Origin of the sequence: Streptomyces sp. NBC_01003 (assembly GCF_045162695.1) — a bacterium.
Lineage (GTDB): Bacteria > Actinomycetota > Actinomycetes > Streptomycetales > Streptomycetaceae > Streptomyces.
In genome coordinates, this window is record NZ_CP108707.1 from 5,333,738 (window position 1) to 5,360,286 (window position 26,549).

General features: G+C 70.2%; 24 protein-coding genes and 1 pseudogene. 8 read left to right on the plus strand and 17 right to left on the minus strand.

Going from position 1 to position 26,549, the window contains the following annotated elements; translation table 11 throughout:
• Nucleotides 1–35 precede the first annotated feature (35 nt).
• Entirely contained in the window at nucleotides 36–1,781 is a 1,746-nt protein-coding gene (locus OG698_RS24435; RefSeq protein WP_406105423.1) for a GAF domain-containing sensor histidine kinase, read from the plus strand.
• 364 nt (nucleotides 1,782–2,145) lie between these two features.
• A pseudogene (locus tag OG698_RS24440) lies at nucleotides 2,146–2,299 on the plus strand (M23 family peptidase); the annotation flags it as partial.
• Between the two features lie 65 nt (nucleotides 2,300–2,364).
• On the opposite strand, the gene OG698_RS24445 reads toward OG698_RS24440, so the two are convergent.
• The 7 genes from OG698_RS24445 to OG698_RS24475 form a co-directional block, all read right to left on the minus strand.
• Nucleotides 2,365–3,285: a Cof-type HAD-IIB family hydrolase gene (locus OG698_RS24445; protein ID WP_406105425.1), complete on the minus strand. Its 921-nt coding sequence runs from the start codon at nucleotides 3,283–3,285 to the stop codon at nucleotides 2,365–2,367.
• Nucleotides 3,286–3,373: 88 nt separating this feature from the next.
• On the minus strand, nucleotides 3,374–4,312 hold the full coding sequence (locus OG698_RS24450) for an LLM class flavin-dependent oxidoreductase (protein ID WP_406105427.1): 939 nt from the start codon (nucleotides 4,310–4,312) through the stop codon (nucleotides 3,374–3,376).
• Nucleotides 4,313–4,396: 84 nt separating this feature from the next.
• The gene (locus tag OG698_RS24455; RefSeq protein WP_399969210.1) at nucleotides 4,397–4,939 is read right to left on the minus strand and encodes an RNA 2'-phosphotransferase; all 543 of its coding nucleotides are present in this window, start codon (nucleotides 4,937–4,939) and stop codon (nucleotides 4,397–4,399) included.
• 133 nt (nucleotides 4,940–5,072) lie between these two features.
• Nucleotides 5,073–6,005: a MerR family transcriptional regulator gene (locus OG698_RS24460; RefSeq protein ID WP_406105429.1), complete on the minus strand. Its 933-nt coding sequence runs from the start codon at nucleotides 6,003–6,005 to the stop codon at nucleotides 5,073–5,075.
• Nucleotides 6,006–6,091: 86 nt separating this feature from the next.
• The gene (locus tag OG698_RS24465; RefSeq protein ID WP_406111251.1) at nucleotides 6,092–6,976 is read right to left on the minus strand and encodes a metal-dependent hydrolase; all 885 of its coding nucleotides are present in this window, start codon (nucleotides 6,974–6,976) and stop codon (nucleotides 6,092–6,094) included.
• A gap of 74 nt (nucleotides 6,977–7,050) precedes the next feature.
• The gene (locus OG698_RS24470; RefSeq protein ID WP_406105431.1) at nucleotides 7,051–8,832 is read right to left on the minus strand and encodes an SDR family oxidoreductase; all 1,782 of its coding nucleotides are present in this window, start codon (nucleotides 8,830–8,832) and stop codon (nucleotides 7,051–7,053) included.
• A complete protein-coding gene (locus OG698_RS24475) occupies nucleotides 8,832–9,674 on the minus strand; it encodes a M24 family metallopeptidase (RefSeq protein WP_406105433.1) in 843 nt (280 codons plus the stop codon). Before OG698_RS24475 ends, OG698_RS24470 begins: the two co-directional genes overlap by 1 nt.
• Before the next feature lie 243 nt (nucleotides 9,675–9,917).
• Here OG698_RS24475 and OG698_RS24480 point away from each other — a divergent pair, with 243 nt between their 5' ends.
• The 5 genes from OG698_RS24480 to OG698_RS24500 all read left to right on the plus strand — a co-directional run bounded on the left by OG698_RS24480 (nucleotide 9,918) and on the right by OG698_RS24500 (nucleotide 13,772).
• Nucleotides 9,918–10,883, plus strand: coding sequence for an ABC transporter ATP-binding protein (locus OG698_RS24480; RefSeq protein WP_406111253.1), 966 nt, complete (start codon nucleotides 9,918–9,920; stop codon nucleotides 10,881–10,883).
• A complete protein-coding gene (locus tag OG698_RS24485; protein WP_399969217.1) occupies nucleotides 10,873–11,778 on the plus strand; it encodes an ABC transporter permease in 906 nt (301 codons plus the stop codon). The genes OG698_RS24480 and OG698_RS24485 overlap by 11 nt, the downstream gene beginning before the upstream one ends.
• On the plus strand, nucleotides 11,775–12,686 hold the full coding sequence (locus OG698_RS24490; RefSeq protein WP_356277260.1) for an ABC transporter ATP-binding protein: 912 nt from the start codon (nucleotides 11,775–11,777) through the stop codon (nucleotides 12,684–12,686). The genes OG698_RS24485 and OG698_RS24490 overlap by 4 nt, the downstream gene beginning before the upstream one ends.
• Nucleotides 12,687–12,695: 9 nt before the next feature.
• Nucleotides 12,696–13,415: an ABC transporter permease gene (locus OG698_RS24495; RefSeq protein ID WP_100597167.1), complete on the plus strand. Its 720-nt coding sequence runs from the start codon at nucleotides 12,696–12,698 to the stop codon at nucleotides 13,413–13,415.
• A 132-nt stretch (nucleotides 13,416–13,547) separates the two neighbouring features.
• Nucleotides 13,548–13,772 (plus strand): hypothetical protein, encoded by a 225-nt coding sequence (locus tag OG698_RS24500; protein ID WP_406105435.1) that lies wholly within the window; start codon nucleotides 13,548–13,550, stop codon nucleotides 13,770–13,772.
• A 353-nt stretch (nucleotides 13,773–14,125) separates the two neighbouring features.
• Here OG698_RS24500 and OG698_RS24505 read toward each other — a convergent pair whose 3' ends face one another.
• From OG698_RS24505 to OG698_RS24545, 9 genes are all read right to left on the minus strand, one after another.
• Nucleotides 14,126–14,950 carry an HAD family hydrolase gene (locus OG698_RS24505; protein ID WP_406105438.1) on the minus strand — a complete coding sequence of 275 codons (825 nt, stop codon included), beginning with the start codon at nucleotides 14,948–14,950 and terminating at the stop codon, nucleotides 14,126–14,128.
• Complete coding sequence (gene serS, locus OG698_RS24510) at nucleotides 14,947–16,224, minus strand: serine--tRNA ligase (protein ID WP_383088939.1); 1,278 nt, start codon at nucleotides 16,222–16,224, stop codon at nucleotides 14,947–14,949. Before serS ends, OG698_RS24505 begins: the two co-directional genes overlap by 4 nt.
• 706 nt (nucleotides 16,225–16,930) lie before the next feature.
• Nucleotides 16,931–17,866, minus strand: coding sequence for a prephenate dehydratase (gene pheA, locus OG698_RS24515; protein ID WP_406105440.1), 936 nt, complete (start codon nucleotides 17,864–17,866; stop codon nucleotides 16,931–16,933).
• Between the two features lie 10 nt (nucleotides 17,867–17,876).
• Nucleotides 17,877–19,130 carry an iron uptake transporter deferrochelatase/peroxidase subunit gene (gene efeB, locus OG698_RS24520; protein ID WP_406105442.1) on the minus strand — a complete coding sequence of 418 codons (1,254 nt, stop codon included), beginning with the start codon at nucleotides 19,128–19,130 and terminating at the stop codon, nucleotides 17,877–17,879.
• A gap of 8 nt (nucleotides 19,131–19,138) precedes the next feature.
• Nucleotides 19,139–21,148, minus strand: coding sequence for a copper resistance CopC/CopD family protein (locus tag OG698_RS24525; RefSeq protein ID WP_406105444.1), 2,010 nt, complete (start codon nucleotides 21,146–21,148; stop codon nucleotides 19,139–19,141).
• A 14-nt stretch (nucleotides 21,149–21,162) separates the two neighbouring features.
• Entirely contained in the window at nucleotides 21,163–21,750 is a 588-nt protein-coding gene (locus OG698_RS24530; protein WP_406105446.1) for a copper chaperone PCu(A)C, read from the minus strand.
• Nucleotides 21,747–22,445, minus strand: coding sequence for an SCO family protein (locus OG698_RS24535; RefSeq protein WP_406105448.1), 699 nt, complete (start codon nucleotides 22,443–22,445; stop codon nucleotides 21,747–21,749). The genes OG698_RS24530 and OG698_RS24535 overlap by 4 nt, the downstream gene beginning before the upstream one ends.
• 104 nt (nucleotides 22,446–22,549) lie before the next feature.
• On the minus strand, nucleotides 22,550–23,308 hold the full coding sequence (locus OG698_RS24540; RefSeq protein ID WP_406105449.1) for a YcnI family protein: 759 nt from the start codon (nucleotides 23,306–23,308) through the stop codon (nucleotides 22,550–22,552).
• A gap of 147 nt (nucleotides 23,309–23,455) precedes the next feature.
• Complete coding sequence (locus tag OG698_RS24545; RefSeq protein WP_406105451.1) at nucleotides 23,456–24,262, minus strand: hypothetical protein; 807 nt, start codon at nucleotides 24,260–24,262, stop codon at nucleotides 23,456–23,458.
• 238 nt (nucleotides 24,263–24,500) lie between these two features.
• On the opposite strand from OG698_RS24545, the gene OG698_RS24550 reads away from it, so the two are divergent.
• Complete coding sequence (locus OG698_RS24550; protein ID WP_329572283.1) at nucleotides 24,501–24,962, plus strand: ATP-binding protein; 462 nt, start codon at nucleotides 24,501–24,503, stop codon at nucleotides 24,960–24,962.
• Nucleotides 24,963–25,065: 103 nt separating this feature from the next.
• On the opposite strand, the gene OG698_RS24555 is transcribed toward OG698_RS24550, so the two are convergent.
• The gene (locus OG698_RS24555; protein ID WP_406105453.1) at nucleotides 25,066–26,535 is read right to left on the minus strand and encodes an aminopeptidase P family protein; all 1,470 of its coding nucleotides are present in this window, start codon (nucleotides 26,533–26,535) and stop codon (nucleotides 25,066–25,068) included.
• Between the last annotated feature and the right edge of the window lie 14 nt (nucleotides 26,536–26,549).

Here is a 26,549-nt window from a genome sequence, read left to right on the forward strand (position 1 = left end):
TTTCCTCTCCAAATGGGACTAACTAGTCTCAAGGCATGTCAGCTGCTCCGGTGCCCGGCGCCACCCCACCGTCCGACGGCGAGCGGGACTCCTCCGACGCTCTGGAGGCGGCGACGCAGGCGACGCGCGGGCTCCAGGGGCTGTCCGCCGAGCTGACCGCGCGGGTGCCGCAACTGCTCGAAGCGATGCGGTCCGTAGGCACCGGTCCGGAGCTGCAATCCACCCTCGACCGCATCTGCGAGACGGCCGCCGAGCTCGCCGACGCCCGTTACGCGGCGATCGGCGTCGTCTCGGAGAACGGCGAGGCTCTCTCGGACTTCGTCTTCCACGGGGTCGATGTAGACACGGCGGACCTCATCGGACGGCTGCCCGACGGCCACCGCGGGCTCCTCGGTGCGCTCATCAACGACCCGGACCCGGTACGCCTCGCGAACCTCGCCGACGACCCCCGCTCCTGCGGCTTTCCGGCCCACCACCCGCCGATGCGGACCTTTCTGGGCGTCCCCATCCGCGTACAGGGGGAGATCTTCGGCAACCTCTATCTGACGGAGAAGCAGGGCGGGGTCGAGTTCAACGACTACGACCTGAACATGGTCCGCGTCCTCGCCACGGAGGCCGGCATCGCCATCGGCAACGCGCGCCTGTACGAGGCCGCCAGGCAGCGCGAGCGGTGGATCGACGGGTCCGTGGCCGTCACGACCGCCCTGCTGTCGGGCAGCGACGCCGAGGATGCCCTCCAGGTCGTCGCCGAACAGGCCAGACACCTGTCGGGCTCGTCGGCCGGCATCGTCCTCCTGCCGGCCGAGGAGGGCGGCATGGAGATCGTCGCCGTCTCGTCGGACGAGCCGTCGCAGGCCCTCGGCGTGATCATCCCGGCCGAGAGCGAGATCGTCACCCAACTCCTGGGCGGCGCTGCCGTGTTCATCGACGACGCGTCCACCGACCCGCGCATACTGACCGATCTCGCGCACGAATACGGACCGGCCATGATGCTGCCCCTCCAGAGCGACGGCCGCGTCCTCGGCACCCTCGTCACGCCACGCGCGCGTGGCGCCCGGCCCTTCAGCGACGCGGAGCGCACCCTCGCCACCCAGTTCGCGTCGCAGGCCGCGCTCGCGCTGATGATGGCGGAGGCGCAGCGCGACCGGGAGCGGCTCGCGGTGTACGAGGACCGCGACCGGATCGCCCGCGATCTCCACGACCTCGTCATCCAGCGCCTGTTCGCCACGGGGATGATGCTGGAGAGCGCTCAGCGCGGGTCCGTCGTGCCCGAGGTGCAGGTCGGTGTCGGCAGGGCCGTCGACGAGCTGGACGTCACCATCCAGGAGATCCGCACGGCGATCTTCGCGCTCCAGCAGGAGCCCGCCGAGGCGCCGTCGGGCCTGCGCACACGGGTCCTGCGCGAGATCAACATGGCGGCCGTGCCGCTCGGCTTCAAACCCACGCACCACTTTGCCGGCGCCGTCGACACCGTAGTCGGCGAACTCACCGGCAAGAACCTCATCGCCGCCCTGCGAGAGGCGCTGTCCAACGCGTTCCGGCACGCGGAGGCCGCCCGTATCGACGTGGTCGTCGACGCGAACGTCACGCTCCCCGACGGGCAGCCCGGCGTCCGGCTGACGGTCGCCGACGACGGCGTCGGCATCCCGGAGGGCGGCCGGCGCAGCGGCCTCAAGAACCTCAAGCGGCGGGCCGACTCCCTGGGCGGCGACAGCTGGTACGGGCCGGGCATCGGCGAGGACGGGGGCGGCACGACGGTGATCTGGCAGGCGCCTCACTGAAGGCACGACGAAGCGCTGAGCCGGGCCTTGTTCGGGCGTACGGTCTGAGCCGTACGGGGCACCCGCTTCCCCAGGCGTACGAGTTCAACAGGCCGCCCCCGTACGCCCCGGGCACGATCCGAGACATGCGCCGACGCCGTAGTCGTCCTCTTGCCGTACCGGTTCTGCTGCTGCGCGCTGATCGCGTTCGCCGGGGCCCGCACGCAGGCGTCCCAAGGGTCCGAGGTGTCCGAAGGGGCCGATGGCGCCGAGGGGCCGGGACCAGTGCCGAGGTGGTGCGCTCCACGAGGAGGCGTCCGCGGCGTCGCAGCGCTACGAGGAGGGCAGCGCCAGGCGCAGGCCCAGGCGGACAAGGCGCAGAAGCGGGGAGCGGGTGCGTACGGGGCAGTGGATCGGACAGTCGGGGACGAGCGGCAACTCGACAGGGCCGCACCTGCCCTCCGAGGTCCGCCTCACGCCGTACGTCGGGTCGGGGATCGCCCCGTGCCCCCTGGCTCGGGCAGCACGGGGTGCCGCTCCAGGGGGGCACGGGGGCTGTGCGCGGGGCGGGCCCACGTGCGGGGGACCGTTTCTTCCAGTGCTTCTAGGAGTCGCCCGATGCGCCGTCCCCGGAGGGCCGACGCGCCGCCAGGATCTGCTCGATGACCGCGGCCACGCCGTCCTCGTTGTTGGGCACCGTGTGGCCCGACGCGGCGGCGAGCACCTCCGGGTGCGCGTTGCCCATGGCGAACGAGGTGCCCGCCCAGGTGAGCATCTCCACGTCGTTGGGCATGTCCCCGAAGGCGACGACCTCGGCCGCTGTGATGCCGCGCTCGGCGCAGCACAGGGCGAGGGTGCTGGCCTTGGAGACGCCGGGGCCGCTGATCTCAAGGAGCGCGCTGGGGCTGGAGCGGGTGATCGCCGCGCGGTCGCCGACGGCCTCGCGGGCCAGGGCGAGGAACTCGTCGGGGGCGAGGTCCGCGTGGTACGCGAGCAGCTTGAGGACGGGCTGGTCGGCGCAGGGCGAGCCGTCGGCGAGGAGCTTCTCGGCGGCGGCGACGCTCTCCCCCGCGTCCAGGTGCAGCGGCGGGTACGTCGGCTCGTGGTGGAGGCCGCCGGTCCGTTCGACCGCGAAGGCCGTGCCCGGCGCGGCGGCGCGCAGGATGTGTACGACGTCGAGGGCGATCTCGGGCGCGAGGTCCCTGACCTTTACGAACCGGTGGCGGCCGGGGCCGCCGTGCAGGTCCACCACGGCCGCGCCGTTCCCGCAGATCGCCAGGCCGTGGCCATGCACGTGGTCGCTGACGACGTCCATCCAGCGGGCCGGCCTGCCGGTCACGAAGAAGACCTCGATGCCCGCCCGTTCGGCGGCGGCGAGCGCGGCGACCGTCCGCGGCGAGACGGACTTGTCGTCGCGCAACAGCGTGCCGTCCAGGTCCGTGGCGACGAGCCGGGGCGCGGGGGCGTTGGCGGCCGGGGTCCAGGGCCGAGGAGTCGGTGAGGTCACCGCACTATTGTCCCGCATATGCGCGCACGGGCGTGCGGTGGGGCGCGCAGATGAGTACGGTCCTCGCGCAGGCGCCCCAACGCTTGTGCCGCGTCGCTGTGGTCCCTCAGCCGAGCTGGGCGAGGGCCTCCGTGGCGATGCTTTCGAAGACCTTCTGGTCGGCGGCGAACTCCGAGTCGGGGATGGGCCAGTGGATCACGATCTCGGTGATGCCCAGGGCGGCGTGCTTGCCGGCGAAGTCGACGAAGGCGTCCACGGACTCCAGCGGACGGCTGCGGTCCGGGGTGAACCCGGTGAGGAGGACCTTGTCGAGTTCGGCGGCGTCCCGGCCGATCTCGGCGCAGGCGTCGGCGAGCTTGGCCGCCTGTCCGCGAATGGCTTGAATCGACTCCTCGGGCGTGCCCGTCTCGAACAGCTTCGGGTCGCCTGTCGTCACCCACGCCTGCCCGTGCCGGGCGGCCAGCTTCAGTCCGCGCGGTCCCGTCGCGGCCACCGCGAAGGGCAGCCGGGGCCGCTGCACGCAACCTGGGATGTTCCGCGCCTCCTGGGCCGAGTAGAACTCACCGTCGTACGTCACCGAGTCCTCGCTCAGCAGCCGGTCGAGCAGCGGCACGAACTCGGCGAAGTGGTCGGCCCGTTCGCGCGGGGACCATGGCTCCTCGCCGGCCTTCAGGAGCGTCGTCGCGTCGAAGCCGTTGCCGCCCGCGCCGATGCCGAGGGTGATCCGGCCACCGGAGATGTCGTCGAGGGAGATCAGTTCCTTGGCCAGCGTGACCGGGTGCCGGAAGTTCGGCGAGGTGACGAGCGTGCCGAGGCGCATCCGCTCCGTGACGGACGCGGCGGCGGTCAGGGTCGGCACGGCGCCGAACCACGGCCCGTCGCGGAAGGTCCGCCAGGCCAGGTGGTCGTAGGTGTACGCGGTGTGGAAGCCCAGCTCCTCGGCGCGCTGCCACGCGGCTCGGCTGCCCTCCTGCCAGCGGCGGTAGGGCAGGATCACGGTGCTCAGACGCAGGGCGGGCGTGGGCTGACGGGGCTGATCGTTCATGCCTCAGAGCCTAAGCGGCGTGCGCCGGGCGCGGGCCGGGGGTGAGGGCGCGTGGGGCTCCGCGTCTCGCGGGTCCGGTCGGTCTCAGCCAGGAAACCGCAGGTAGCGAGGCGGGACGGCCTCCGTGAGCCAGACGCCGTTGGCGCTGACGCGGAATGTGTGGCCGTCCCGGTGCATCGCTCCCGCGTCGACGGACAGCACGACGGGGCGGCCGCGGCGGGCGCCGACGCGGGTGGCGGTCTCGCGGTCGGGCGAGAGGTGGACGTCGTGCCGGCTCATGGGCCGCAGCCCCTCGGCGCGGATGGCGTCCAGGGCCGAGGCGACAGTGCCGTGGTAGAGGTACGCGGGCGGGGTCGCCGGGGGCAGTCCGAGGTCTACGTCCACGGTGTGGCCCTGGCTGGCGCGGATCCGGGAGCCCTCGATCGCGAAGCGCCGCTTGTCATTGGCGGCGACGACGTGGTCTAGCTCGTCCCGCGTGATGCGGAAGCCGTGGGCGGCGGCCGCGGCGAGCAGCGTGCCGATCTCGACCCAGCCGCCCTCGTCGAGGGTCAGTCCGATCCGCTCCGGCTGATGCCGCAGATGCTTCGAGAGGTACTTCGACACCTTGACGGTGCGTCTTTCATCCATCCCGTCAGAGTGGCGGGCGTCTCACTCCTTGTGCACGTGATTTTTCTGTTCGCAGGTTTGATCCACAGCCAAGTCCGGTTATCCACAGGAGATTTGGCGATTCTGTGGACAACCGTCAAGCGATTGGCGGCATTTAGTCAACTGGGGGTGCATTGCGGTGGTTTGAGGTCAGAGTATCCAATGTTCTTGCTTGTACTTCCCGTTCGGTCGCAGCGGCGATGAACTCGGGGACCCTCTCAGCACCAACGAGGTTCTGTACGGCGCGGATCGTGGCACCGGGGAGAGCCACCGAATGGGCCTCCTCCACGGGCGAGGTGACCGGGCCCTCAGACAGGTGCCGGTGGAGGTGCCGAGTGGCGAACAGCTTCATCGCACGCGCCAGTTCGGCGTCGACCGACTGCTGCGCGAGCGGCCGGAGTCTGCGAACGAGCGAGGCCGCCTCGGCCGCCTCGGCGTCCGTCGGGGGCAACGGGCCGAGGTAGCGCGCGAAGACATGCTCGGTCGTGAACTCCAGGAAACGCGTGGCGATGTGCTCGATCTGACCCCTCAACTCCCTCAGATGACCGGAGATCGCGGGCAACGGGACGCCGGACGCATGCAACTCGGCGGCCACGGCCAGCTCTTGAGGACTCGGGACCAGGAACTCGTCGTCGTGTCCGGGGATCTGTTCCAGGATCCCGAGCGCCACCGCGTCGGCGATGGCCGCCTCGTCCTCGCTGCCCCCGAACCGTGCCGCGAGATCGGCGCGCGAGATCCGGTCGGCCTTCTCGTCGGTCCACGGCCCGTCGACCTCCGCGACCAGGCCGAGCACACCCCCGAGGCCGCGCCCCGCGTCCCACGCCTCGAGCAGTTCCTTGATCGAGGCCAGGGTGTACCCGCGGTCGAGGAGGTCGGCGATCTGCCGCAGCCGGGCCAGATGCGTGTCCCCGTACACATTGGCCCTGCCGCGCCGCTCGGGGCGGGGGAGCAGCCCGCGGTCCTGGTAGGCGCGGATGGTGCGGACCGTGGCGCCGCTGCGGTGCGCCAGGTCCTCGATCCGGTACTCGGCCACAGCCTGCTCCGTCACGCTTCACATCCCTCTGCCGTGCTGTGTGGGCGGCGCGCCCCGTGTTCCGGACGTCGACCGCGTGCGGCCGGACCGAACGAAAGACCCTAGGACAGAGCGGTCCGACCGATCGCGCCCGCCGCCGTCCTGGCCGCGGGCGACTGCGCCAGATACTCGACGGCCTTGCGCAGCGACCCCTCCTGCGAGGGATGGTACGACCGCCGCAGATAGCGGGGTATCGCCGCACCCAGCTCCCGCCAGCTGGGCAGCAGCCCCTTGCGCACCGCCCTGTTGTGCTCGGCCAGCGAGTAGCGCAGGCGTCCCGCGAGCTGCGGGTCGTGACGTATGAGGTACGCCGCGCCCCAGGCCCACAGGTAGAGCATCACGGGAGCGGTGACGGCCATGCCCGCGAGCCGGCGGGCGTAGCGGGGCAGGCCCTCGCCGCCGCAGTGCTGGTACATGTCGAAGGCGACCGCGCGGTGCTCGACCTCCTCCGCGCCGTGCCAGCGCAGCAGGTCGAGCATGACCTCGTCAGTGTCCGCCGCGTCGAGCCCTTCGGCGTGCAGCACCCAGTTCCCCAGGACCGCGGTGAACTGCTCGATCGCAGCGACGACGGAGAGCCGGAAGCGCAGCCACTCCTGGGTGGAGACCGGGGCACCCGGCGGCGGCCGCTCGCCGAGAAGCTTCTCGAAGAGGAAGTCGACGTACTTCGTGAAGTCCGCGGTGTCGAGCCGCTGGGCTGCCAGATGGTCGAGGACGTACGCGTGCTGCACGCTGTGCGTGGCCTCCTGACCCATGAACCCCTTGACGTCCCCGAGCAGTTCGGGATCGTCGACGAGCGGCAGGCCCTCCTTGAACACCTTCACGAACCACCGCTCCCCCGCCGGGAGCAGCAGGTGCAGCACATTGATGACGTGCGTCGCCGTGGGCTCGCCCGGTATCCAGTGCAGCGGCGTCGTCTCCCAGTCGAAGGAGACCCGGCGCGGGGTGATCGCGTAGTGCCCGGTGTGCTCGGTGTGCCCGGTGGGCTCGCTGTGGCCGGTGGGCCCGGCGCTCTCCTCGGTGCTCACAACGGCGGCTCCAATCGTGCGACGGCGCGCAGGATCTTGGGCGTGAAGCGGGACATGAGGTGGGCGCCGCGGGCTTCCGGCGTGACGGGGACGACGGCCTGATTGCGCACGACGGCGGACAGGATCGCGTCGGCGACCTTCTCCGGCGGGTAGTTCCGCAGGCCGTACAGGCGCGAGGACTTCTTCTGGCGGCGCTTCTCCTCCTCGGCGTCGACCCCGGCGAACCGGGCCGTCGCCGTGATGTTCGTGTTCACCAGGCCGGGGCAGATCGCGGAGACGCCGATTCCCTGGCCCGCCAGCTCGGCGCGCAGGCACTCGCTGAGCATGAGGACGGCGGCCTTGGACGTGCTGTAGGCGGGCAGAGCCTTGGAGGGCTGGAACGCCGCGGCGGACGCCGTGTTCACGATGTGGCCGCCCTGTCCTCGCTCGGCCATCTGCTTGCCGAAGAGGCGGCAGCCGTGGATGACGCCCCACAGATTGACGTCGAGGACCTTCTTCCAGTCCTCCGGCGTGGTGTCGAAGAAGGACCCGGACAGGCCTATGCCCGCATTGTTCACCAGCACATCGACGATGCCGTATTCGGCGGCGACCTTCTCGGCGAGCTTCTCCATGGCCTGCTCGTCGGCGACGTCGACGGTCTCGGCCCACGCCTGGGGGGCGCCTATGAGCTGGGCCATCTCGGCGGTGCGGGCCGCGCTCTCCGTGTCCCGGTCGACGGCCACCACGCGCGCGCCGGCCTCGGCGAACGCGAAGGCCGTGGCCCGCCCGATCCCGCTGCCCGCGCCCGTGACCAGCACCAGCTGGCCTCCGAAGCGCTCGGCGTGCTTGCCCGTCGCCTTCGTGCGCCGTGCGGGCAGGCCCGCCTCCCGCTCCTCGTTCGCCAGGACGAACTCGCTGATCCACGCGGACAGTTGATCCGGCCGGGTGCGCGGCACCCAGTGCTTGGCCGGCAGCGTGCGGCGGACCAACCCCGGTGCCCACAGCTCCAGTTCGTCATAGAGCCGTTCGGACAGGAAGATGTCGCCCAGGGGTAGGACGAGCTGCACCGGCGCGTGCGCGTAAGCGTCCTTGCGGGGCCTGCTCAGCCGCGCCCGTACGTTGTCCCGGTAGAGCCAGGCGCCGTGGGCCGCATCCGAGGGCAGGGACGGCGTCGGGTAGTCGCCCGCCGGCACCTTCTCCATGCGTTCGAGGATCTTCGGCCAGCGCTTGCCGAGCGGACCGCGCCAGGCGAGCTCGGGCAGTACGGGCGTGTGCAGCATGTACACGTACCAGGACTTGGCGCCTTGGCCGAGGAGCTGGCCCACCCTACGGGGCGTCGGTCGCGCCATCCGCTTCTTGATCCAGTGCCCGAAGTGGTCGAGCGACGGGCCCGACATCGAGGTGAAGGACGCGATCCTGCCCTCGGTGTGCTTGACCGTGGCGAACTCCCATGACTGCACCGAACCCCAGTCGTGGCCGACCAGATGGACCGGCTTGTCCGGGCTGACCGCGTCGGCGACCGCGAGGAAGTCGTCCGTCAGCTTCTCCAGCGTGAACCCGCCGCGCAGCGGCGTCGGCGCCGTCGACCTGCCGTGGCCCCGCACGTCGTACAGGACCACATGGAAGCGGTCCGCGAGCCGCTCGGCGACCTCCGACCACACCTCCTTGGAGTCCGGGTACCCGTGCACGAGCAGCACCGTGGGCCGGTCCGGGTCGCCCAGCTCGGCCACGCACAGCTCGATACCGCCCGTGCTGACCCAGCGCTCCCGCGCTCCGGCCAGCCCCTTGAGTCCCGTCATCAGATGCCCTCCGCCCAGCGCCGCACGTGCGGCAGATCGTCGTCCAGCCAGAACGCGCTCTGTTCGGGGTCCGTGGAGTCGGTGACGACCAGGATCTCCTCGAACTTCGCGCCCGTACCCCGGAAGCCGAGGTGCGGCTCCACCGCCCACAGGCCCGGCTGCGGCGGATGGTCGGAGAACTTGTACGGCGACCACAGCGGGGACCAGCCGTCCCGGTGCCCATGGATCGCGTCGCTCGCGAGCCCCTTCAGGGACTGCGTGCCGAAGCCGAACAGCGTCGGGGACATCCGGCGCTCCTTGACCCGGTCCACCTTGTGCGCGATCACACCGAACGGGTACGCGCGATGCCGGTTCGCGTAGCCCTGGCGGACCATGAGCCGGTCCACGTCCTCGTAGATCTCCCGCAGGGAACGGCGCTCGCGGACCTCGCGGACGATCAACTCGCGGTGTGCCTCGAGGTCGGCGAGCAGCTTGTCCTGCACGGGATTGAGGCCGAGCGAGCCCGAATAGCCGATGTCCGCCGTACAGCCCTTGTAGACCGGGGCCATGTCGAGGATGAACGGCATCCCCGCCTCCAGCTTCCGGTTCGTCGGGAAGAACTGGAGCGGGATCCGGAAGTCGACGAACGCCGTGCGGTCGCCGAACCAGGCGAACGGCAGATGGAACCAGTCGCGCACACCGCGCTCCCGCAGCCACTCCCGCTGCATCCGGGCGGCCTCGCGCTCCGTCACGCCCGGCTTGAGCTGCGCCGCGACGGCCTCCGCGCACTCGTACGCGAGGGACTGGACTTCTCTGAACCCCCGCAGCTCCGCGGAGAGTTCACGTACCACTGCTGGGGTCATGCCACCGTCCGTCCGTGTCCGGTCCGTTGCCGTACGCGCTCGTAACTTGACACTGATGAATGTGACAATGGTTGGCGGCTGCGTCAAGGGGTGTGCACGGGAGCCTGTGGAAAACTCCGGGAGCTCACGGAGGGCGACTCAGGGAGGAACCCCTAGGGACCCGTAGTACTCGAGTCTGAGACAGGGACAACCCCCTGGTCTGACGACCGGTGTGGTCTGCGCCACTACCTTCGAGGTGTGACTGTGATCGCGACCGAAAGCCTGAGCAAGCGGTTCCCCCGGGTGACCGCGCTTGACCGGCTCTCCATGGACATCGGGCCCGGTGTGACGGGACTCGTCGGAGCCAATGGAGCCGGCAAGTCCACTCTGATCAAGATCCTTCTGGGTCTGTCCCCCGCCACGGAGGGCCGCGCCGCCGTGCTCGGCCTCGACGTGGCCACCGAAGGCGCCGCCATCCGCGAACGCGTCGGCTACATGGCGGAACACGACTGCCTGCCGCCCGACGTCTCGGCCACCGAGTTCGTCGTCCACATGGCGCGCATGTCGGGCCTGCCGCCCACCGCGGCCCGCGAGCGCACCGCCGACACCCTCCGCCACGTCGGCCTCTACGAAGAGCGCTACCGCCCCATCGGCGGCTACTCCACGGGCATGAAGCAGCGCGTGAAGCTCGCGCAGGCTCTTGTCCACGACCCGCAGCTCGTCTTCCTCGACGAACCGACGAACGGCCTCGACCCGGTCGGCCGTGACGACATGCTCGACCTGATCCGTCGCGTCCACGCCGACTTCGGTATCTCTGTCCTCGTCACCTCGCACCTCCTGGGCGAGCTGGAGCGCACCTGCGACCACGTCGTCGTGGTCGACGGCGGAAAGCTCCTGCGCTCCAGTTCCACCACGGACTTCACCCAGACCACGACGACCCTGGCGATCGAGGTCACCGACTCCGACGAACACCCGGACGGCACGCGCGCGTTGCGCGAGGCCTTCGTCCGGCGCGGCATCGAGACCACGACCGGCGGGGAGCTCCCCGGCGCCGGACACACGGTGCTGATCACCACCCAGAGTGACGACACCTACGACCTCGTGCGCGACATCGTCGCCGAGCTCGGCCTCGGGCTGATCCGGATGGAGCAGCGCAGGCACCACATCGCGGAAGTCTTCCGCTCAGAGACGGACAACGAGCGGAAGGAGGCGGTCACCCATGGCGGTTGAGCAGTCCCTCACCCCCGCCGGTGAGCAGACCCGCATCCACAACATCGGCTACCGCCACTACGACGGCCCGCGCCTCGGCCGCGCCTACGCCCGCCGCTCGCTCTTCTCCCAGAGCCTGCGCGGCGCCTATGGCCTCGGCCGCTCGGCCAAGTCCAAAGTGCTGCCGATGCTGCTCTTCGTAGTGATGTGCACCCCCGCGCTGATCATGGTCGCGGTGGCCGTCACCACGAAGATGAAGGATCTGCCGGTCGACTACACGCGCTACGCGATCCTCCTGCAGGCCGTCATCGGGCTCTATCTCGCCTCCCAGGCACCCCAGTCCGTCTCGCGAGACCTGCGTTTCAAGACGGTCCCCCTGTACTTCTCCCGCCCCATCGAGCGCGGTGACTACGTCCTGGCGAAGTTCGCGGCCATGACCTCCGCCCTCTTCGCCCTTACGGCGGCCCCGCTGATCGTGCTCTACGTAGGCGCGCTGCTCGCCAAGCTCGACTTCGCCGAACAGACCAAGGGATTCGCCCAGGGACTGGTCTCCGTGGCCCTGCTCTCGCTGCTCTTCGCCGGTATCGGCCTCGTCGTCTCGGCGGTCACCCCTCGCCGCGGCTTCGGCATCGCCGCCGTCATCGCCGTCCTGACCATCTCCTACGGAGCGGTCTCCACCGTCCAGGCCATCGCCGACTCGCAGGACAGCAGCGGCGCGATCACATGGCTGGGCCTCTTCTCGCCGGTCACCCTCATCGACGGCCTGCAGACCGCCTTCCTCGGTGCCACCTCCGCCTTCCCCGGCGGACACGGTCCTTCGACCGGCCAGGGCGTCGTCTATCTGCTCGTCGTGCTCGGGCTCATCGCGGGCTGCTACGGCCTCCTGATGCGCCGCTACCGGAAGGTCGGACTGTGACCACGATCAACATCGACCACGTATCGCGCTGGTTCGGCAACGTGGTGGCGGTCAACGACATCACGATGACGATCGCCCCCGGCGTCACCGGCCTCCTCGGCCCGAACGGCGCGGGAAAGTCCACCCTTATCAACATGATGGGCGGCTTCCTCGCCCCGTCGAACGGAACGGTCACCCTCGACGGAGAGCCGATCTGGCGCAACGAACAGATCTACCGTCACATCGGCATCGTCCCCGAGCGCGAGGCGATGTACGACTTCCTCACTGGCCGCGAATTCGTCGTCGCCAACGCCGAGTTGCAGGGCCTCGGCACGCACGAGGCGCAGAAGGCGCTCGCCACGGTCGAGATGGAGTACGCGCAGGACCGCAAGATCTCGACGTACTCCAAGGGCATGCGCCAGCGCGTGAAGATGGCGTCTGCCCTCGTCCACGAGCCGTCCGTGCTGCTGCTCGACGAGCCGTTCAACGGCATGGACCCGCGCCAGCGCATGCAACTCATGGACCTCCTGCGCCGCATGGGCGCCGAGGGCCGCACGGTCCTCTTCTCGTCGCACATCCTCGAAGAGGTCGAGCAGCTCGCCTCCCACATCGAGGTGATCGTCGCCGGGCGTCACGCGGCCGGCGGTGACTTCCGCAAGATCCGCCGCCTGATGACCGACCGTCCGCACCGCTACCTCATCCGCTCCAGCGACGACCGCGCCCTCGCGGCCGCGCTGATCGCGGACCCGTCCACCGCGGGCATCGAAGTCGACCTCAAGGAGGGCGCGTTGCGCGTCCAGGCCGTCGACTTCGGCCGGTTCACCACCCTGCTGCCCCAGGTCGCCAAGGCCCACGGCATCAGACTGCTCACGGTCTCGCCGTCCGACGAGTCCCTCGAGTCCGTGTTCTCGTATCTGGTCGCGGCGTAGGAGGCCCTGATGTACGACCCCACTGTCGCCCGGCTCACCTACCGAGCCCTGCTCGGCCGCCGCCGGGCCCTCATCCTGTGTGCCCTGCCCGTCCTGCTCATCGCCATCTCCGCGCTCGTGCGCGGCCTCACCGGTGCGGACGACCAGATCGCCGCCGACGTGCTCGGCGGGTTCGCGCTCGCCACGATGGTGCCGATCATCGGCGTCATCGCCGGCACGGGCGCGATCGGCCCCGAGATCGACGACGGCTCCGTCGTCTACCTCCTGGCGAAGCCGATCAAGCGCCCGACGATCATCTTCACCAAGCTGATCGTCGCCATCGCCGTGACCATGGTGTTCTCCGCGGTCCCCACCCTCATCGCGGGCCTGATCCTGAACGGCAACGGCCAGCAGATCGCCGTCGCCTACACGATCGCGGCCCTCGTCGCCTCCATCGCGTACGCCGCGCTCTTCCTGCTCCTCGGCACGATCACGCGCCACGCGGTGGTCTTCGGCCTCGTCTACGCCCTGGTCTGGGAAGCGCTCTTCGGGTCCCTCGTGGCCGGTGCGCGCACCCTCAGCGTGCAGCAGTGGTCCCTCGCCGTGGCCCACAAGGTGGCGGGCGGTGACCTCATCACCTCGGACGTCGGCCTCCCTCTCGCCACCGTCCTGCTCGCCGGGGTCACCGTGCTCGCCACCTGGTACGCGGGCCAGAAGCTGCGCACGCTGAAGCTCGCCGGCGAGGAGTGACGGCTCTTGACAGCGGCTTCACCCTCCCATCAGGACACTGGTCGGGAGGGTGACCTGCTTTCCGGGAGGGCGACCCGTTTTCCAGGAAGCTGATCTGTCCCAGAAAGGTCACCCGTTCCAGGAGGAGTGGAGATGACGGCGGAGCCGGAGCGTGAGCGGGACGAGACATGGGAGGGCGTGGCCCTCGACGAGGACTTCATACGGTCCGCCGAGACCACGGAGCCGTCCGCGCGGGCCCGCATGCTCGCCGCACGCTGGCGGAACGAGTCCCCGGAGCCCCGGCCGTGGCGCTCCGACGAGCCGCCCGCGGGCTGGTTCTTCAGCCGCGCCCGCCGCCGCAAGTGGCGCAAGCGCTAGAGCCTCTCGTTCGGGCCGGACACGCCCAGCCACGCGCCTGGTCACGTTTTATTCGGTGGCGCCCAACTCCCAGTAGGGGCACAGTAGTTCTGTGACCGCGCCGCGCACGGCGCCCGCCTACTGGGAGAGGAGCGAGACGTTGTCGGTCAAGATTCCGTCGAGCTCCCGGCAGGGCAGCCCACGGCAGGCTCCGGAGTAGTTACTCACTCCGTATGAGCCGGCTCACGGGGAGGCTGCCCGGGGCGGCCGCTTCGAGCGCGCACCTTTCGGGTGCGCGGGCCGCCCACCCAGACTTTTCAGTGCCGCGCCCCAAGGGAACGGCACCCGCGGACGGCCGCGGCGACGGCGGGCCGTCAGCCCAGCAGGCGTTCCAGGACCACCGCGATGCCGTCGTCCGCGTTCGACGTCGTGACCTCGTCCGCGACGGCCTTGAGCTCCGCGTGGGCATTGGCCATCGCCACGCCGTGCGCCGCCCAGCCGAACATCGGGATGTCGTTGGGCATGTCGCCGAAAGCGATCGTGTCGGCCGCCTTCGCGCCCAGCCGGCGCGCGGCCAGCGAGAGACCGGTCGCCTTCGAGAGACCGAGCGGCAGCAGCTCGACGACGCCCTCGCCCGCCATCGTGACGCCCACCAGATCACCGGCCACGGCCATCGCCACGGCGGCCAGCTCGTCGTCGGTCATGCCCGGGTGCTGCACGTACACCTTGTTCAGCGGCGCCGCCCACAGCTCGGTGACATCCGTGAACGGGACGACCGGCAGGGGGCCCTCCTGCACCTGATAGCCGGGCCCCACGACGACCTCGCCCTCGAGGCCGTCACGGCTCGCGGCCAGAGCCAGCGGCCCGGCCTCCGCCTCGATCTTGGAGAGCGCGAGACCGGCCAGCTGCCGGTCGAGGGTCACCGATGTCAGTAGCCGGTGCTCGCCGGCGTGATAGACCTGCGCGCCCTGCCCGCACACCGCGAGGCCCTCGTAGCCGAGGTCGTCGAGGATGTGCCGGGTCCAGGGCACGGCCCGCCCGGTCACGATGATGTGGGCGGCGCCCGCCGCGGTGACCGCGGTGAGCGCCTCACGCGTCCGCTCGGAGACCGTGTCGTCGGGCCGCAGAAGCGTCCCGTCGAGATCGGTCGCGACGAGTTTGTACGGGAACGGGTGATCCAGCGGAGCAGGGTGGCTCACTTGTTGATCGGCTCCAGGATCTTTCGGCCCCCCAAGTACGGACGCAGCACCTCGGGCACCCTCACGGAGCCGTCGGCCTGCTGGTGATTCTCCAGGATGGCCACGATGGTGCGCGGCACGGCGCACAGCGTGCCGTTCAGCGTCGCCAGCGGCTGGACCTTCTTGCCGTCGCGCATCCGGATGGACAGGCGGCGGGCCTGGAAGCCGTCACAGTTCGACGCCGAGGTCAGCTCGCGGTACTTGCCCTGCGTCGGGATCCACGCCTCGCAGTCGAACTTGCGCGAGGCCGAGGAGCCGAGGTCGCCCGTCGCCACGTCGATGACCTGGAAGGGCAGTTCGAGGCCGGTCAGCCACTGCTTCTCCCACTCCAGAAGCCGCTTGTGCTCGGCCTCGGCGTCCTCGGGAGCGACGTACGAGAACATCTCGACCTTGTCGAACTGGTGCACGCGGAAGATGCCCCGGGTGTCCTTGCCGTACGTACCGGCCTCGCGGCGGAAGCAGGGCGAGAAGCCAGCGTAGCGCAGCGGCAGCTTGTCCGCGTCGAGGATCTCGTCCATGTGGTACCCGGCGAGCGCGACCTCGGAGGTGCCGACCAGGTAGTAGTCGTCCTTCTCCAGGTGGTACACGTTCTCCGCGGCCTGGCCGAGGAAGCCCGTGCCCTCCATGGCGCGCGGGCGCACCAGCGCCGGCGTCAGCATCGGGATGAAGCCGGCCTCGGTGGCCTGCGCGATCGCCGCGTTCACCAGGGCGAGTTCGAGGAGCGCGCCGACGCCCGTCAGGTAGTAGAAGCGCGAGCCCGACACCTTGGCGCCGCGCTCGACGTCGATGGCGCCGAGCGCCTCGCCGAGCTCCAAGTGGTCCTTGGGCTCGAAGCCCTCGGCGCCGAAGTCACGGATCGTGCCGTGCGTCTCGAGGACGACGAAGTCCTCCTCGCCGCCGACCGGGACGTCCGTGTGCACGATGTTGCCCAGCAGGAGGGCGAGGCGCTGGGTCTCCTCGTCGGCCTCGCGCTGCTCGGCCTCGGCGCTCTTGACGGCGGCGGAGAGCTCGCCGGCCTTCTTCAGGAGCTCCTGCTTCTCGTCGGCGGAGGCTTTGGGGATCAGCTTGCCGAGCGACTTCTGCTCGGAACGGAGCTCGTCGAAGCGGAGCCCGGACGACCTGCGCCGCTCGTCGGCGGAGAGCAGGGCGTCGACGAGTGCGACGTCCTCTCCACGGGCGCGCTGGGAGGCGCGAACACGGTCGGGGTCCTCACGAAGCAGGCGAAGGTCAATCACCCCTCAAGGCTACCGGTGCACGGTTCCACCGCACGAACCGATATCCCGTGCGTTACCTTATGCCCGGTTTGCCGGATATGAATTCGGCAATGCGCGGTCGGTGTGCGGCGAAGCTCGTGGCCGAAATGGATCTTCTCGGGGCCGGTCGGGCACTGTGGGCGCCGGTCAATGAAAGGGGCCCCATTCCCCGAAATGGGGCAGACGCGGCACGGCCGCTTGACCAAATCCCCTTGCGTGGGGCGGGACTTGGCGGCGGGGTTGTCCACAGGAATGCGGCCCCCCGGAAAGTTATCCACAGGCTGTGCGAAAGATCTGTGGATGCCGGAAGAGATCGTTCCGAAAGCCGCATGAGCGGCGAAGGATTCCCGATCCAAACCCATCTCACACGCACTTTCGAGTGGAAATGGATCGCTCTATAGAGTTGATCAAAGGAAAAGAGTGGACGAGGGGTGACGTGCGCGCCTGTGGACGGAGTTGTGGGCTGTAGGGCGATTTGTCGACCATGTAGTGAGATGGTGTCGACTTGTCCCCAGGTCGAGAAGCGCACCTGTGGATAACTTCTGTGGATGGCGAAAATCTGCAGGTAGGACTGGTTCTGAGGACGTCGAAATCCGGCGCTCGAAGACGCCGGAAACCCGTCACCCGTATGCCCGAAGGCGCCGGAATCCGTATCTCCGAAGGCGCCGCCGACTGGAACGCAAAGGCGTCAGAAACGGCCGTCCTGGCAGCGCGCGAGCCAGTCGGACGCCGCCATGAAGTCGCTGTCGGACGTTCCCGTCCGCGGAGTGCGGACGTCCGCCACGGTGACCCCGGCCCTCGGATACGAGCCCAGGAAGCGCACCTGCGGGCAGACCCGCTTGAGCCCCATCAGCGCCTCGCCCACGCGGCGGTCCGAGATATGGCCCTCCGCGTCGATGGCGAAGCAGTAGTTCCCGATGCCCTCACCGGTCGGCCGGGACTGCAGCAGCATCAGGTTGACCCCGCGCACCGCGAACTCCTGGAGCAGTTCGAGCAGCGCGCCCGGGTGGTCGTCGCGCTGCCAGATGACCACGGAGGTCTTGTCCGCGCCGGTGGGCGCGGCGGGGCGGGCCGGCTTGCCGACGAGGACGAAGCGCGTCTGCGCGTTCTCCGCGTCATGGATCTCGGTGACCAGTGGCACCAGGCCGTAGCGCTCCGCGGCGAACTCGCCCGCGAACGCCGCGTCGTAGCGACCCTCCTGGACCAGGCGCGCACCGTCCGCGTTCGACGCCGCGGACTCCCACATCACGTCCTCGGCGAGATTCGCTTTCATCCAGTTGCGGACCTGCGGCTGAGCCGCGGGGTGGGCCGTCACCGTCTTGATGTCCGACACCTGCGTACCGGGCCTGACCAGCAGCGCGAAGGTGATGGAGAGCAGCACCTCGCGGTAGATCATCAGCGGCTCGCCGGCCACCAGCTCGTCGAGCGTGGTCGTGATGCCGCCCTCGACGGAGTTCTCGATCGGCACGAACGCGGCCTCGGCCTCACCGTTGCGTACGGCGTCGAGTGCGGCGGGCACGGACACCATCGGAACGAGTTCCCGGGTGGCGGTCTCCGGGAGCGTGCGCAGAGCAACCTCGGTGAAGGTGCCCTGAGGGCCGAGATACGCGTAGCTGGCTGACATATTGGTCACCCTAGTGGGCCTCCAGCAACGCCTGCCCCACGTACTCGCCCTTTGCTGCCCCGCCGGGCACCGCGAACAGCCCGCTCGACTCGTGACGGATGAAGTCCGACAGGGCGTCTCCCCGGTCGAGCTTGCGCTGCACCGGCACGAAGCCGCGCAGAGGGTCCGCCTGCCAGCAGATGAAGAGCAGCCCGGCGTCCGGCACCCCGTCGTGGCCGATGCCGTCGTGGTACGAGAACGGGCGGCGGACCATCGCGGCGCCGCCGTTCTGGTCGGGCCGGGTGATGCGCGCGTGGGCGTTGATGGGTATGACGAGCTTGCCGTCGGCGCCGGTCTTCTCCAGGTCCGGCTTCGTGGTCTCCGTGCCGCCGGTCAGGGGCGCGCCGTCGGACTTCTTGCGCCCGATGACGTCCTCCTGCGCCTTCCCCGACAGCTTCTCCCAGTCGTCGAGGAGCATGCGGATGCGCCGTACGACAGCGTACGAGCCGTCGGCCATCCAGGCGGGGTCGCCCGACGAGGGCACGAAGATCCGCTTGTCGAAGTCGGCGTCGGTCGGCTTCGGGTTGTTGGTTCCGTCGATCTGGCCCATGAGATTGCGGGCGGTCATGGGGTGGGAGGTGGCGCCGGGCGAGCGGTTGAAGCCGTTCATCTGCCAGCGCACCCTGGCCGCTTGCCCCGTGTCCCGCTGGACCGCGCGGAGGGCGTGGAAAGCGACCAGCGCGTCGTTCGCGCCGATCTGCACCCACAGGTCGCCGTTGCTCCGGGCCTTGTCGAGGTGGTCGGAGAAGAAGTCGGGCAGCGGGTCGAGGGCCGCCGGGCGCTGCTTCTCCAGCCCCGTACGGGAGAAGAAGCTGTGGCCGAAGCCGAAGGTGAGCGTCAGCGATGAAGGACCGGCGTCACCGGCAACGTCGGTGTCGGAGTCGTCGACGGCTTCCCCGGCCATCAGACGCTGGGCGGTGGCCGACCAGCGTCGCATCAGGGCAGCAGCTTCCTTGCGTCCGGCGCCCGGTGCGAGATCGAAGGCGATCAGATGCCCGCGGGACTGCGTCGGGGTCGTGATGCCGGGCTGATGTTTCCCGTGAAACATCACGCGGTCCGCGCCGAGGGAGGTCAACGACGCGGCGGCGTCGGGGGAGTTCGACGACGCGGTCGCGTACCCCGCGGCGCCGCCCACGGAGCCCAGGGCGAGGCCCGTCGCGCCCGCGGTGCCGAGCAGCCGCCGTCGGGAGATGCCGGAGTCGGTCCGGTTCTCGGAGTCAGCCATGGTGGGGGTCAGCCGATCTTCGCGTTCTTGTTGACGGTCACTTGGTCGATGTCGGATGTGCGCACGGTGATCGCGATCTTCCAGTCGCCCGCCACGGGGATCTGTACGCCGCTCGCGCTCCAGTGTCCGGTGGTGATGTGGTCGGGAACGACCGGCAGGGGGCCGAGCTTCTTCGCGGCGAGGGTGAAGGAGACCTTCACCTCGGGGACGTCGAACGCCTTGCCGTTGGGGCGCTCCACATAGATGTGCATGTCGTTGCTGCCGGTGCGCCCGGGATCCATGTCCAGGAGAATCGTGCCCTTGCCGTCCTGGCCGCCCGTGTCGAACGGCAGCTTCAGGGAGAGCGGCCCCGACCGCTGGGAGGCCGCCGCGGTGACGGCCTTGGCCTCCTCCTCGGTGCGGCCCGGCTCGGTGGAGGTGAGCACGGTGGTGACGACGAGCAGGACGACGGCGACGCCGGCCTCGGTGAGTACGGAGCGACGCAGTCCGGAGCGGCCCGGGTCGGCGTCCCGTATGCGCTTCTCGCGAGCGGTCGCGAGCGCGGCGCGCTGGCGGGCGAGCTGGGCGGACCGCTCGTCGTCGACATCGGAGCCGGAACCCTTATCGCTACCAGCACCGGAGCCGGTATCGCCACCGGAACCGGAGCCCGTATCGCCACCGGAGCCGGAACCCACTTCGCCACTGCCCCCTTCCCCGGACGACGACCCCTTCGAAGCGCCGCCAGTAGGTACCGTCACCGCCTCCTCAGACCGCGTGCGCTCCTCGATCAGACTTGTTGCGGCGGCCTCCGGGGCGAGGCCCTCCGACAGGCGTCCCGTCCACTTCCGCGAGATCCAGGCGACGCCGACCAGGACGGCGACGAGCCCGATCTTGAGCAGCAGCAGTTGCCCGTAACGGGTGCCGGTGAGCGCCGACCAGGAGCCGACCTGGCGCCACGACTGGTAGAGCCCGGTCGCGGCCAGAGTGGAGACCGCGCAGAACGCCACCCGGGAGAACCGCCGGACGGCGGTGGCCTCGATCGACGGCGCCCGGTACAGGGCGACGAGCAGGGTGGCGAGCCCGCCGAGCCAGGCCGCCACCGCGAGCAGGTGCAGGACGTCGACGGGCATGGCGAGTCCGGCCTGGATGCCGGTGGAGGCGTGCTCGGCCATCGCCCAGGTGGCGGCGAGACCGGCGGCGACGACCGCGCCGCCGATCGCGAGCCCGAAGGTGAGGTCCTTCTTCTCCTTGGGGTCGGTCCGCTTCTCGTACGCGCCGAAGAGCACGGCGATGAAGAGGGCGGCGGCGGCGAGGAGCAGGAGCCGTGACACCAGTGCCGCGCCCGACTTGGTCTGCAGGACCTGCCCGAGGAGGGTCAGGTCGAAGATGTCGCCGACCGCGCCGGACCCTGTGTAGGAGCCGCGCATCAGGAGCATGGCGAGGGTCGCGCCGGTGAGGGTGATCCAGCCGCCCACCACGACCCGCTGCACGGGGCGTACGCCCGCTCCGCGCGGCCAGCAGGCGAGGACGAAGGCCGCGCCGCCGACGGTGAGGATGAACCCCCCGTAGGAGAGGTACCGCGCGATGCCGTAGAGCCCGCCGACGACGCCGCCGCCCGCGGTCTGGTCGGGCAGTGGCGCGGTGGTCTTGGAGGGGGCGCCGATGGAGAAGGTGAACGCCCCGGAGACGGGGTGGCTGTCGGCCGAGACGACCTGGTAGGCGACGGTGAATGTGCCGTCGGGCAGCCCGGAGTGGAGGGGGACGCCGTAAGTCGTGCCGCCGAGGTCGGTCGTCTTGCCGGTGTCGACGCGCTTTCCGGCCGGGTCGAGGACCCGTACGGAGCCGGCGGACATGGCGACCTCCTCGGAGAAGGTCAGGGACACCCGCGTGGGGGCCTGCTCGACCACCGCGCCCTGCTTCGGGTCGCTCCCGGTCAGCGCGGCGTGCGCGGAGACGGGCGCGGCGCCGGCGAGGAGGGCGCCGGTGACGGCGAGGAGCAGCAGCAACAGGTGCCGGAAGCGGGGAGCGATGGTCTTCACGAACGGTCAGCCCCTCAGTGCGACGTGTGCGACGTGTGCGACGTGTGCGACTTGTGCGATGCCATCGACGACATCGACGACATCGACGACATCGACGACACCGACGACCTTGATGACATCGACGAGTGCGCCGACTTGGCCGTCGGGTTGTAGGTGGCGGCCTTCACCGGGAAGGTCACCGTGACGGTGCCGGACTTGGCGAAGTGCAGCTTCACGGACACCTTGTCGCCCTCCTTCGGCGTCTGCTTGAGGTTTTCGAACATGAGGTGGTTGCCACCGCGTTCGAAGTCGAGCTCGCCGTCGGCCGGGACGGGGAAGGACTTCTGCTCCCTCATCACCCCGCCCTTGGTGGAGTGGAGGGTCACCTGCTGGGCGATGGAGCTGGTCACCGAGGTGAGCGTGTCGGCGCCGCCGCTGTTGTGCACGATGAAGAAGCCGGCCGCCATGTCGCCGCCCGCAGGCGCCGGTATGAACGCTCCGCCGACCTTTACCGCGGGCTTGCCGGAGGACGCCGAGGCCGACGAGTCGCCCGAGCCGCAGGCCGTGAGGGCGAGCCCGGCCGCCAACGCCGTGGCGCCGAGGGCGAGCGGTGCACGCCTCACGGCTGCTCCCCCTTGATGATCTTGGGGAGGTCCTTGGTGTAGTCGTCGACGGTGGCGTCCTCGCCGTACAGGACGTACCCGGCGTCGGTCTTCGGCGAGAAGGCGATGACCTGGGTGCCGTGCATCGAGACGAGCTTGCCGTTCTTGTCCGTCTCCGTCGGCTCGATGGAGATGCCGAGGGTGCGGGCGCTGCCCTGGATCGTGGCGAAGTCGCCGGTCAGGCCGATGAAGTCGGGGTCCTGCGCCTTGAGCCACTTGCCGAGGACGGGCGCGGTGTCGCGGTCCGGGTCGGTGGTGACGAAGACGACCTGGAGCTTGTCCTGTTCGGCCTTCGGCAGCGCCTTCTTGGCGACGGCGATGTTGCTCATCGTCAGGGGGCACACGTCGGGGCAGTGGGTGTAGCCGAAGTAGATCAGCGTGGGCTTGCCCTTGGTCTGTTCGCGCAGGTCGAACTTCTTGCCGTGGGTGTCCGTGAGGACGAGGTCCGGCTTCTTGAAGGGCGAGTCGAGAACGGTCGCGGCCTTGTTCGAGCCGGTCTCGGCGGAGACCTCGGCCACGGGGTTGTCGCTGTCGTCGCCACTGCCGCAGGCGGAGAGGGTGAGCGAGGCCGCGGCGATGAGCCCGGCGGCGAGCAGCGTCTTCTTGCGGAGGGCCTGGCGAGGACCTGTGTGCGGGGTCTTACGGGGAGAGCGCATAGAAAAATGTCCCAGATGTGAGGCGGGCCGGTGTGCACCGGGGTCGGCCGGCGGCCACGGGGGGCCGACGTCTGCGCCGGCCCCGGTGCACACCCGCGGCTGGTTCAGCTGTTGGTACGACGGCGTCCCGCGAGCACCCCGAAGGCCACGCCGGCGGCGCCGACGACGATGCCGGCGATGCCGAGGGCGCGTGCGGTGGTGTCGCTGTCGGAGGAGCCGTCGGAGGAGCTGTCCGACGAGGCGGCCGTGGCCGCCTTGTCGTCATCCGACTTGGCGCTGTCGTCGGCCGCGGCGCCGCCGTGGTGGTCCTCGGTCGCGGCCGAGAGCTCCAGGGTGGGCGCCGGGTTCTCCGGCTCCTCCTGGCCCTTGGCCTGCGGCTCGATCCAGCGCACGACATCCTTGTTGTCGTAGGTCTGGATCGCCTTGAAGACGAGCTCGTCCGTGTCCTCGGGCAGCTGCCCGATGGAGAGCGGGAACTTCTGGAAGAAGCCGGGCTGGATGCCCTTGTCCTTGCCCGAGCCCTCGGCGGTCCAGGTGACCTGGGAGACGGCCTGGTCGATCTTCTCGCCGTGCATCTCCAGCGGCTTGTCGAGCTTGGACTTGGTGACCTTGGCGGTCCAGCCGGGGATGGGCTCGGGCATGACCGAGGCCAGCGGGTGGTCGGTCGGGAAGTTGACCTCGACCTTGGTGGTCGCGGCGTCGTCGCGCTCGTTCGGCACCTTGAAGTTCACGACGGCGTAGCCGCCCTTGGCGGCGACGCCCTCAGGCTGCACGCTCACGTGTGCGAAGGCGGGGACGGAGAGCACCAGGACGGCGGACGCGGCGGTGGCACCGACTGCGGCGACGCGGGAAATCTTCTTCATGGCAGAAACCACTCCACTCGGATTCAGCGAGATCAGGCGAACGGTGAGTGCGCGCACCGGGAACGGGGCACGCGCGCGTGCCGCACGACACTCCTCCGCGCTGTGCGGGAGCCCGTGCAGGGCCCCGCGTGGAGTACGTGTGTCGTGTCAGGCAGCGAGACGGAACGCGTCTCCCGCGGGCGGGCCGCGCCTGATCACCGAGTGCTGAAGTGCCGTCGTGCGCAGGGGCAGTGGCGCGAGGAGGTCGATGGGCACCACATGGGGCGCCGCTTCCGTGGCCCCGGGCAGACCGGCCCTGAGGGCGCGTACGAGAGCGAGAGCGGCGCGCAGGGAACGGACGAGCGCCCCCTGGGCGACTCCATGCGCCGAGTTCGCCGAGAGGCGGACGAGCCGGCCGAGCGCGAGGTCTCCATGGCGCAGCAGCCAGCCCGCGACGACTGCGGCGAGCAGGTGCCCGAGCAGCATCGGCAGGGACGGCAGCAGCGGCATGGAGGTGACCGCTCCGGTCGCGGTGTGGTGGTGCATGCCCGTTCCGGAACCGGGTTCGACGCCGGCGTCGGACAGGATCTTCTGCGCCTGCGCGGGGCTGATCGCGGCCATGCCGGAGCCGCACATGAGCCGGGCCGCGCGCTCCACGACCGAGGGTTCCTGTGCGGTCTGCGCCATCGTCATGGTGCCGTGCTGGCCCACTCCGAAGAGGGTGTGCAGACCGGTCTGGCCGACCGCGAGAGCGGCGGCGATGCCCGGCAGCGAGCGCTCGCGCCCGGCGAGCGGCGCCGCCACGGCGAACACCGCGAGGAACCCGACGCCCAACGTCCACAGCGGGACGGTGGCGCACGAGGCGAGCACATGTCCGGCCGCGGACAACGCGACGCAGACCGCGGTGAACACCGCGGCCCTCAGCAGCCGGACATCCGTTCCGGTGCGCGCCTCGCGCTGGTGGGGGGCAGACATGGCGGGCTCATCATCGCACTGGGCTTACCCGCCTCATACGGCAGGTCCACAAGGTCCGGAATCTTCCGCCCCGCCCCCTTGAAGCCGACTCCGGACACCGCTGAAGCCGACTCCGTACACCGCCGCCACCGGTCCGCGCGTCCGCCGTATGGGCGGTATCACGCGAAACGCGCGATTGCACAGGGGTCGTTGCGGCAATACGTATCGGTATGTCGAGCCGCGGCCTGGAGGCTGGAGCATGAGCATCTGGTGGTCTCTGCACTTGCGCCGCGAGGCCGCGAGCGTTCCGCTCGCCCGACGCCTGCTGATCGACACCATGGAGACCGCGGGCGTGGACCCCGACATCTCGTACGACCTGTCCGTCGCGCTCACCGAGGCCTGTGCCAACGCCGTCGAGCACGGCGGCGATCCGGACCCCGACGATCCGGCGGGCGCGTACCGGGTCACGGCCTACCTGGAGGGCGAGACCTGTCGCATCGAGGTCGCCGACTCCGGTCCCGGCTTCCCTGCCCTGCGCGGCCGCGGCACGACGCTGCTCAAGCCCGCCCCCGACCACGCCGAGCACGGCCGCGGACTCTGTCTCATCCAGGAGCTCGCGGACCACGTCCACTTCGTCAACAGACCGGGCAGGGGCGGCGCGGTGGTCAGCTTCGACAAGGTGCTCAAGTGGCGCGAGGACGCGCCCCTGGTCTCGGCCTGACCCGTCCGGGCACGAAAGCCTGACCCGTCCGGGCACGACAGTGGCCGGGCACCGTCACGCCGTGCCCGGCCACTTCGCAAACGCGTCTCTACGCGCGCGTGGTTCAGCCCTTGAGCTGAGCCATCCACGCCTCGACCTCGTCCGAGCGGCGCGGCAGGCCGGCGGAGAGGTTCCGGTTGCCGTCCTCGGTCACGAGGATGTCGTCCTCGATCCGGACGCCGATGCCGCGGTACTCCTGCGGCACGGTCAGGTCGTCGGCCTGGAAGTACAGACCGGGCTCGACGGTCAGGCACATGCCGGGCTCCAGCGTGCCGTCCACGTACGTCTCGGTGCGCGCGACGGCGCAGTCGTGGACGTCGAGTCCGAGCATGTGGCCGGTGCCGTGCAGCGTCCAGCGGCGCTGGAGGCCGAGCTCGAGGACGCGCTCGACCGGGCCCTCGACGAGACCCCACTCGACGAGCTTCTCGGCGAGCACACGCTGCGCGGCGTCGTGGAAGTCGCGGTACTTGGCACCGGGCTTGACGGCCGCGATACCGGCCTCCTGGGCCTCGTACACGGCGTCGTAGATCTTCTTCTGGAGCTCGGTGTAGCGGCCGTTGACCGGCAGCGTGCGCGTCACGTCGGCGGTGTAGAGGCTGTGCGTCTCGACGCCCGCGTCCAGGAGGAGCAGGTCGCCGGAGCGGACCGGGCCGTCGTTGCGGACCCAGTGGAGGGTGCAGGCGTGCGGGCCGGAGGCGCAGATCGAGCCGTAGCCGATGTCGTTGCCCTCGACGCGTGCGCGCAGGAAGAACGTGCCCTCGATGTAGCGCTCGCTGGTGGCCTCGGCCTTGTCGAGGATCTTCACGACGTCCTCGAAGCCGCGGACGGTGGAGTCGACGGCCTTCTGCAGCTCGCCGATCTCGAACGCGTCCTTCACGAGGCGGGCCTCGGAGAGGAAGACGCGCAGCTCGTCGTCGTGCTCGCGGGTGACCTTGTCGGTCAGGGCGGCCTCGATGCCGGCGTCGTGTCCGCGCACCACGCGGACCGGGCCGCTCGCCTCGGCCAGGTGTCCGGCGAGCTCGCGCACGTCGGAGGCGGGGATGCCGTAGACCTGCTCGGCCTCGGCGAGGGAGTGGCGGCGGCCGACCCACAGCTCGCCCTGGCCGTCCAGCCAGAACTCGCCGTTCTCGCGGTCGGAGCGCGGCAGCAGGTAGATCGTCGCGTCGTGCCCGGAGACCGTCGGCTCAAGGACGAGGACGCCGTCCTCCGTCTGGTTGCCGGTCAGGTACGTGTACTCGACGGAGGCGCGGAAGGCGTACTCGGTGTCGTTCGAACGGGTCTTGAGGTTGCCCGCGGGGACGACGATGCGCTCACCGGGGAAGCGCGCGGAGAGGGCGGCACGGCGGGCGGCCGTCTCGGACGCCTGCGCGATCGGCTCGAGGCCGTGCAGCTCCGTGTCGGCCCAGCCGGACTTCATGCTCTCGGCGAGCTCATCGGACACGCCCGGGTACAGGCCGTTCTTGCGCTGCTTGATCGGCTCGTCGCTCTCGGTCTGAGCGATCTCCGGGTTCTCCGGGGTGAGCTCCTCCGACACGTCTTCCTCCTAGA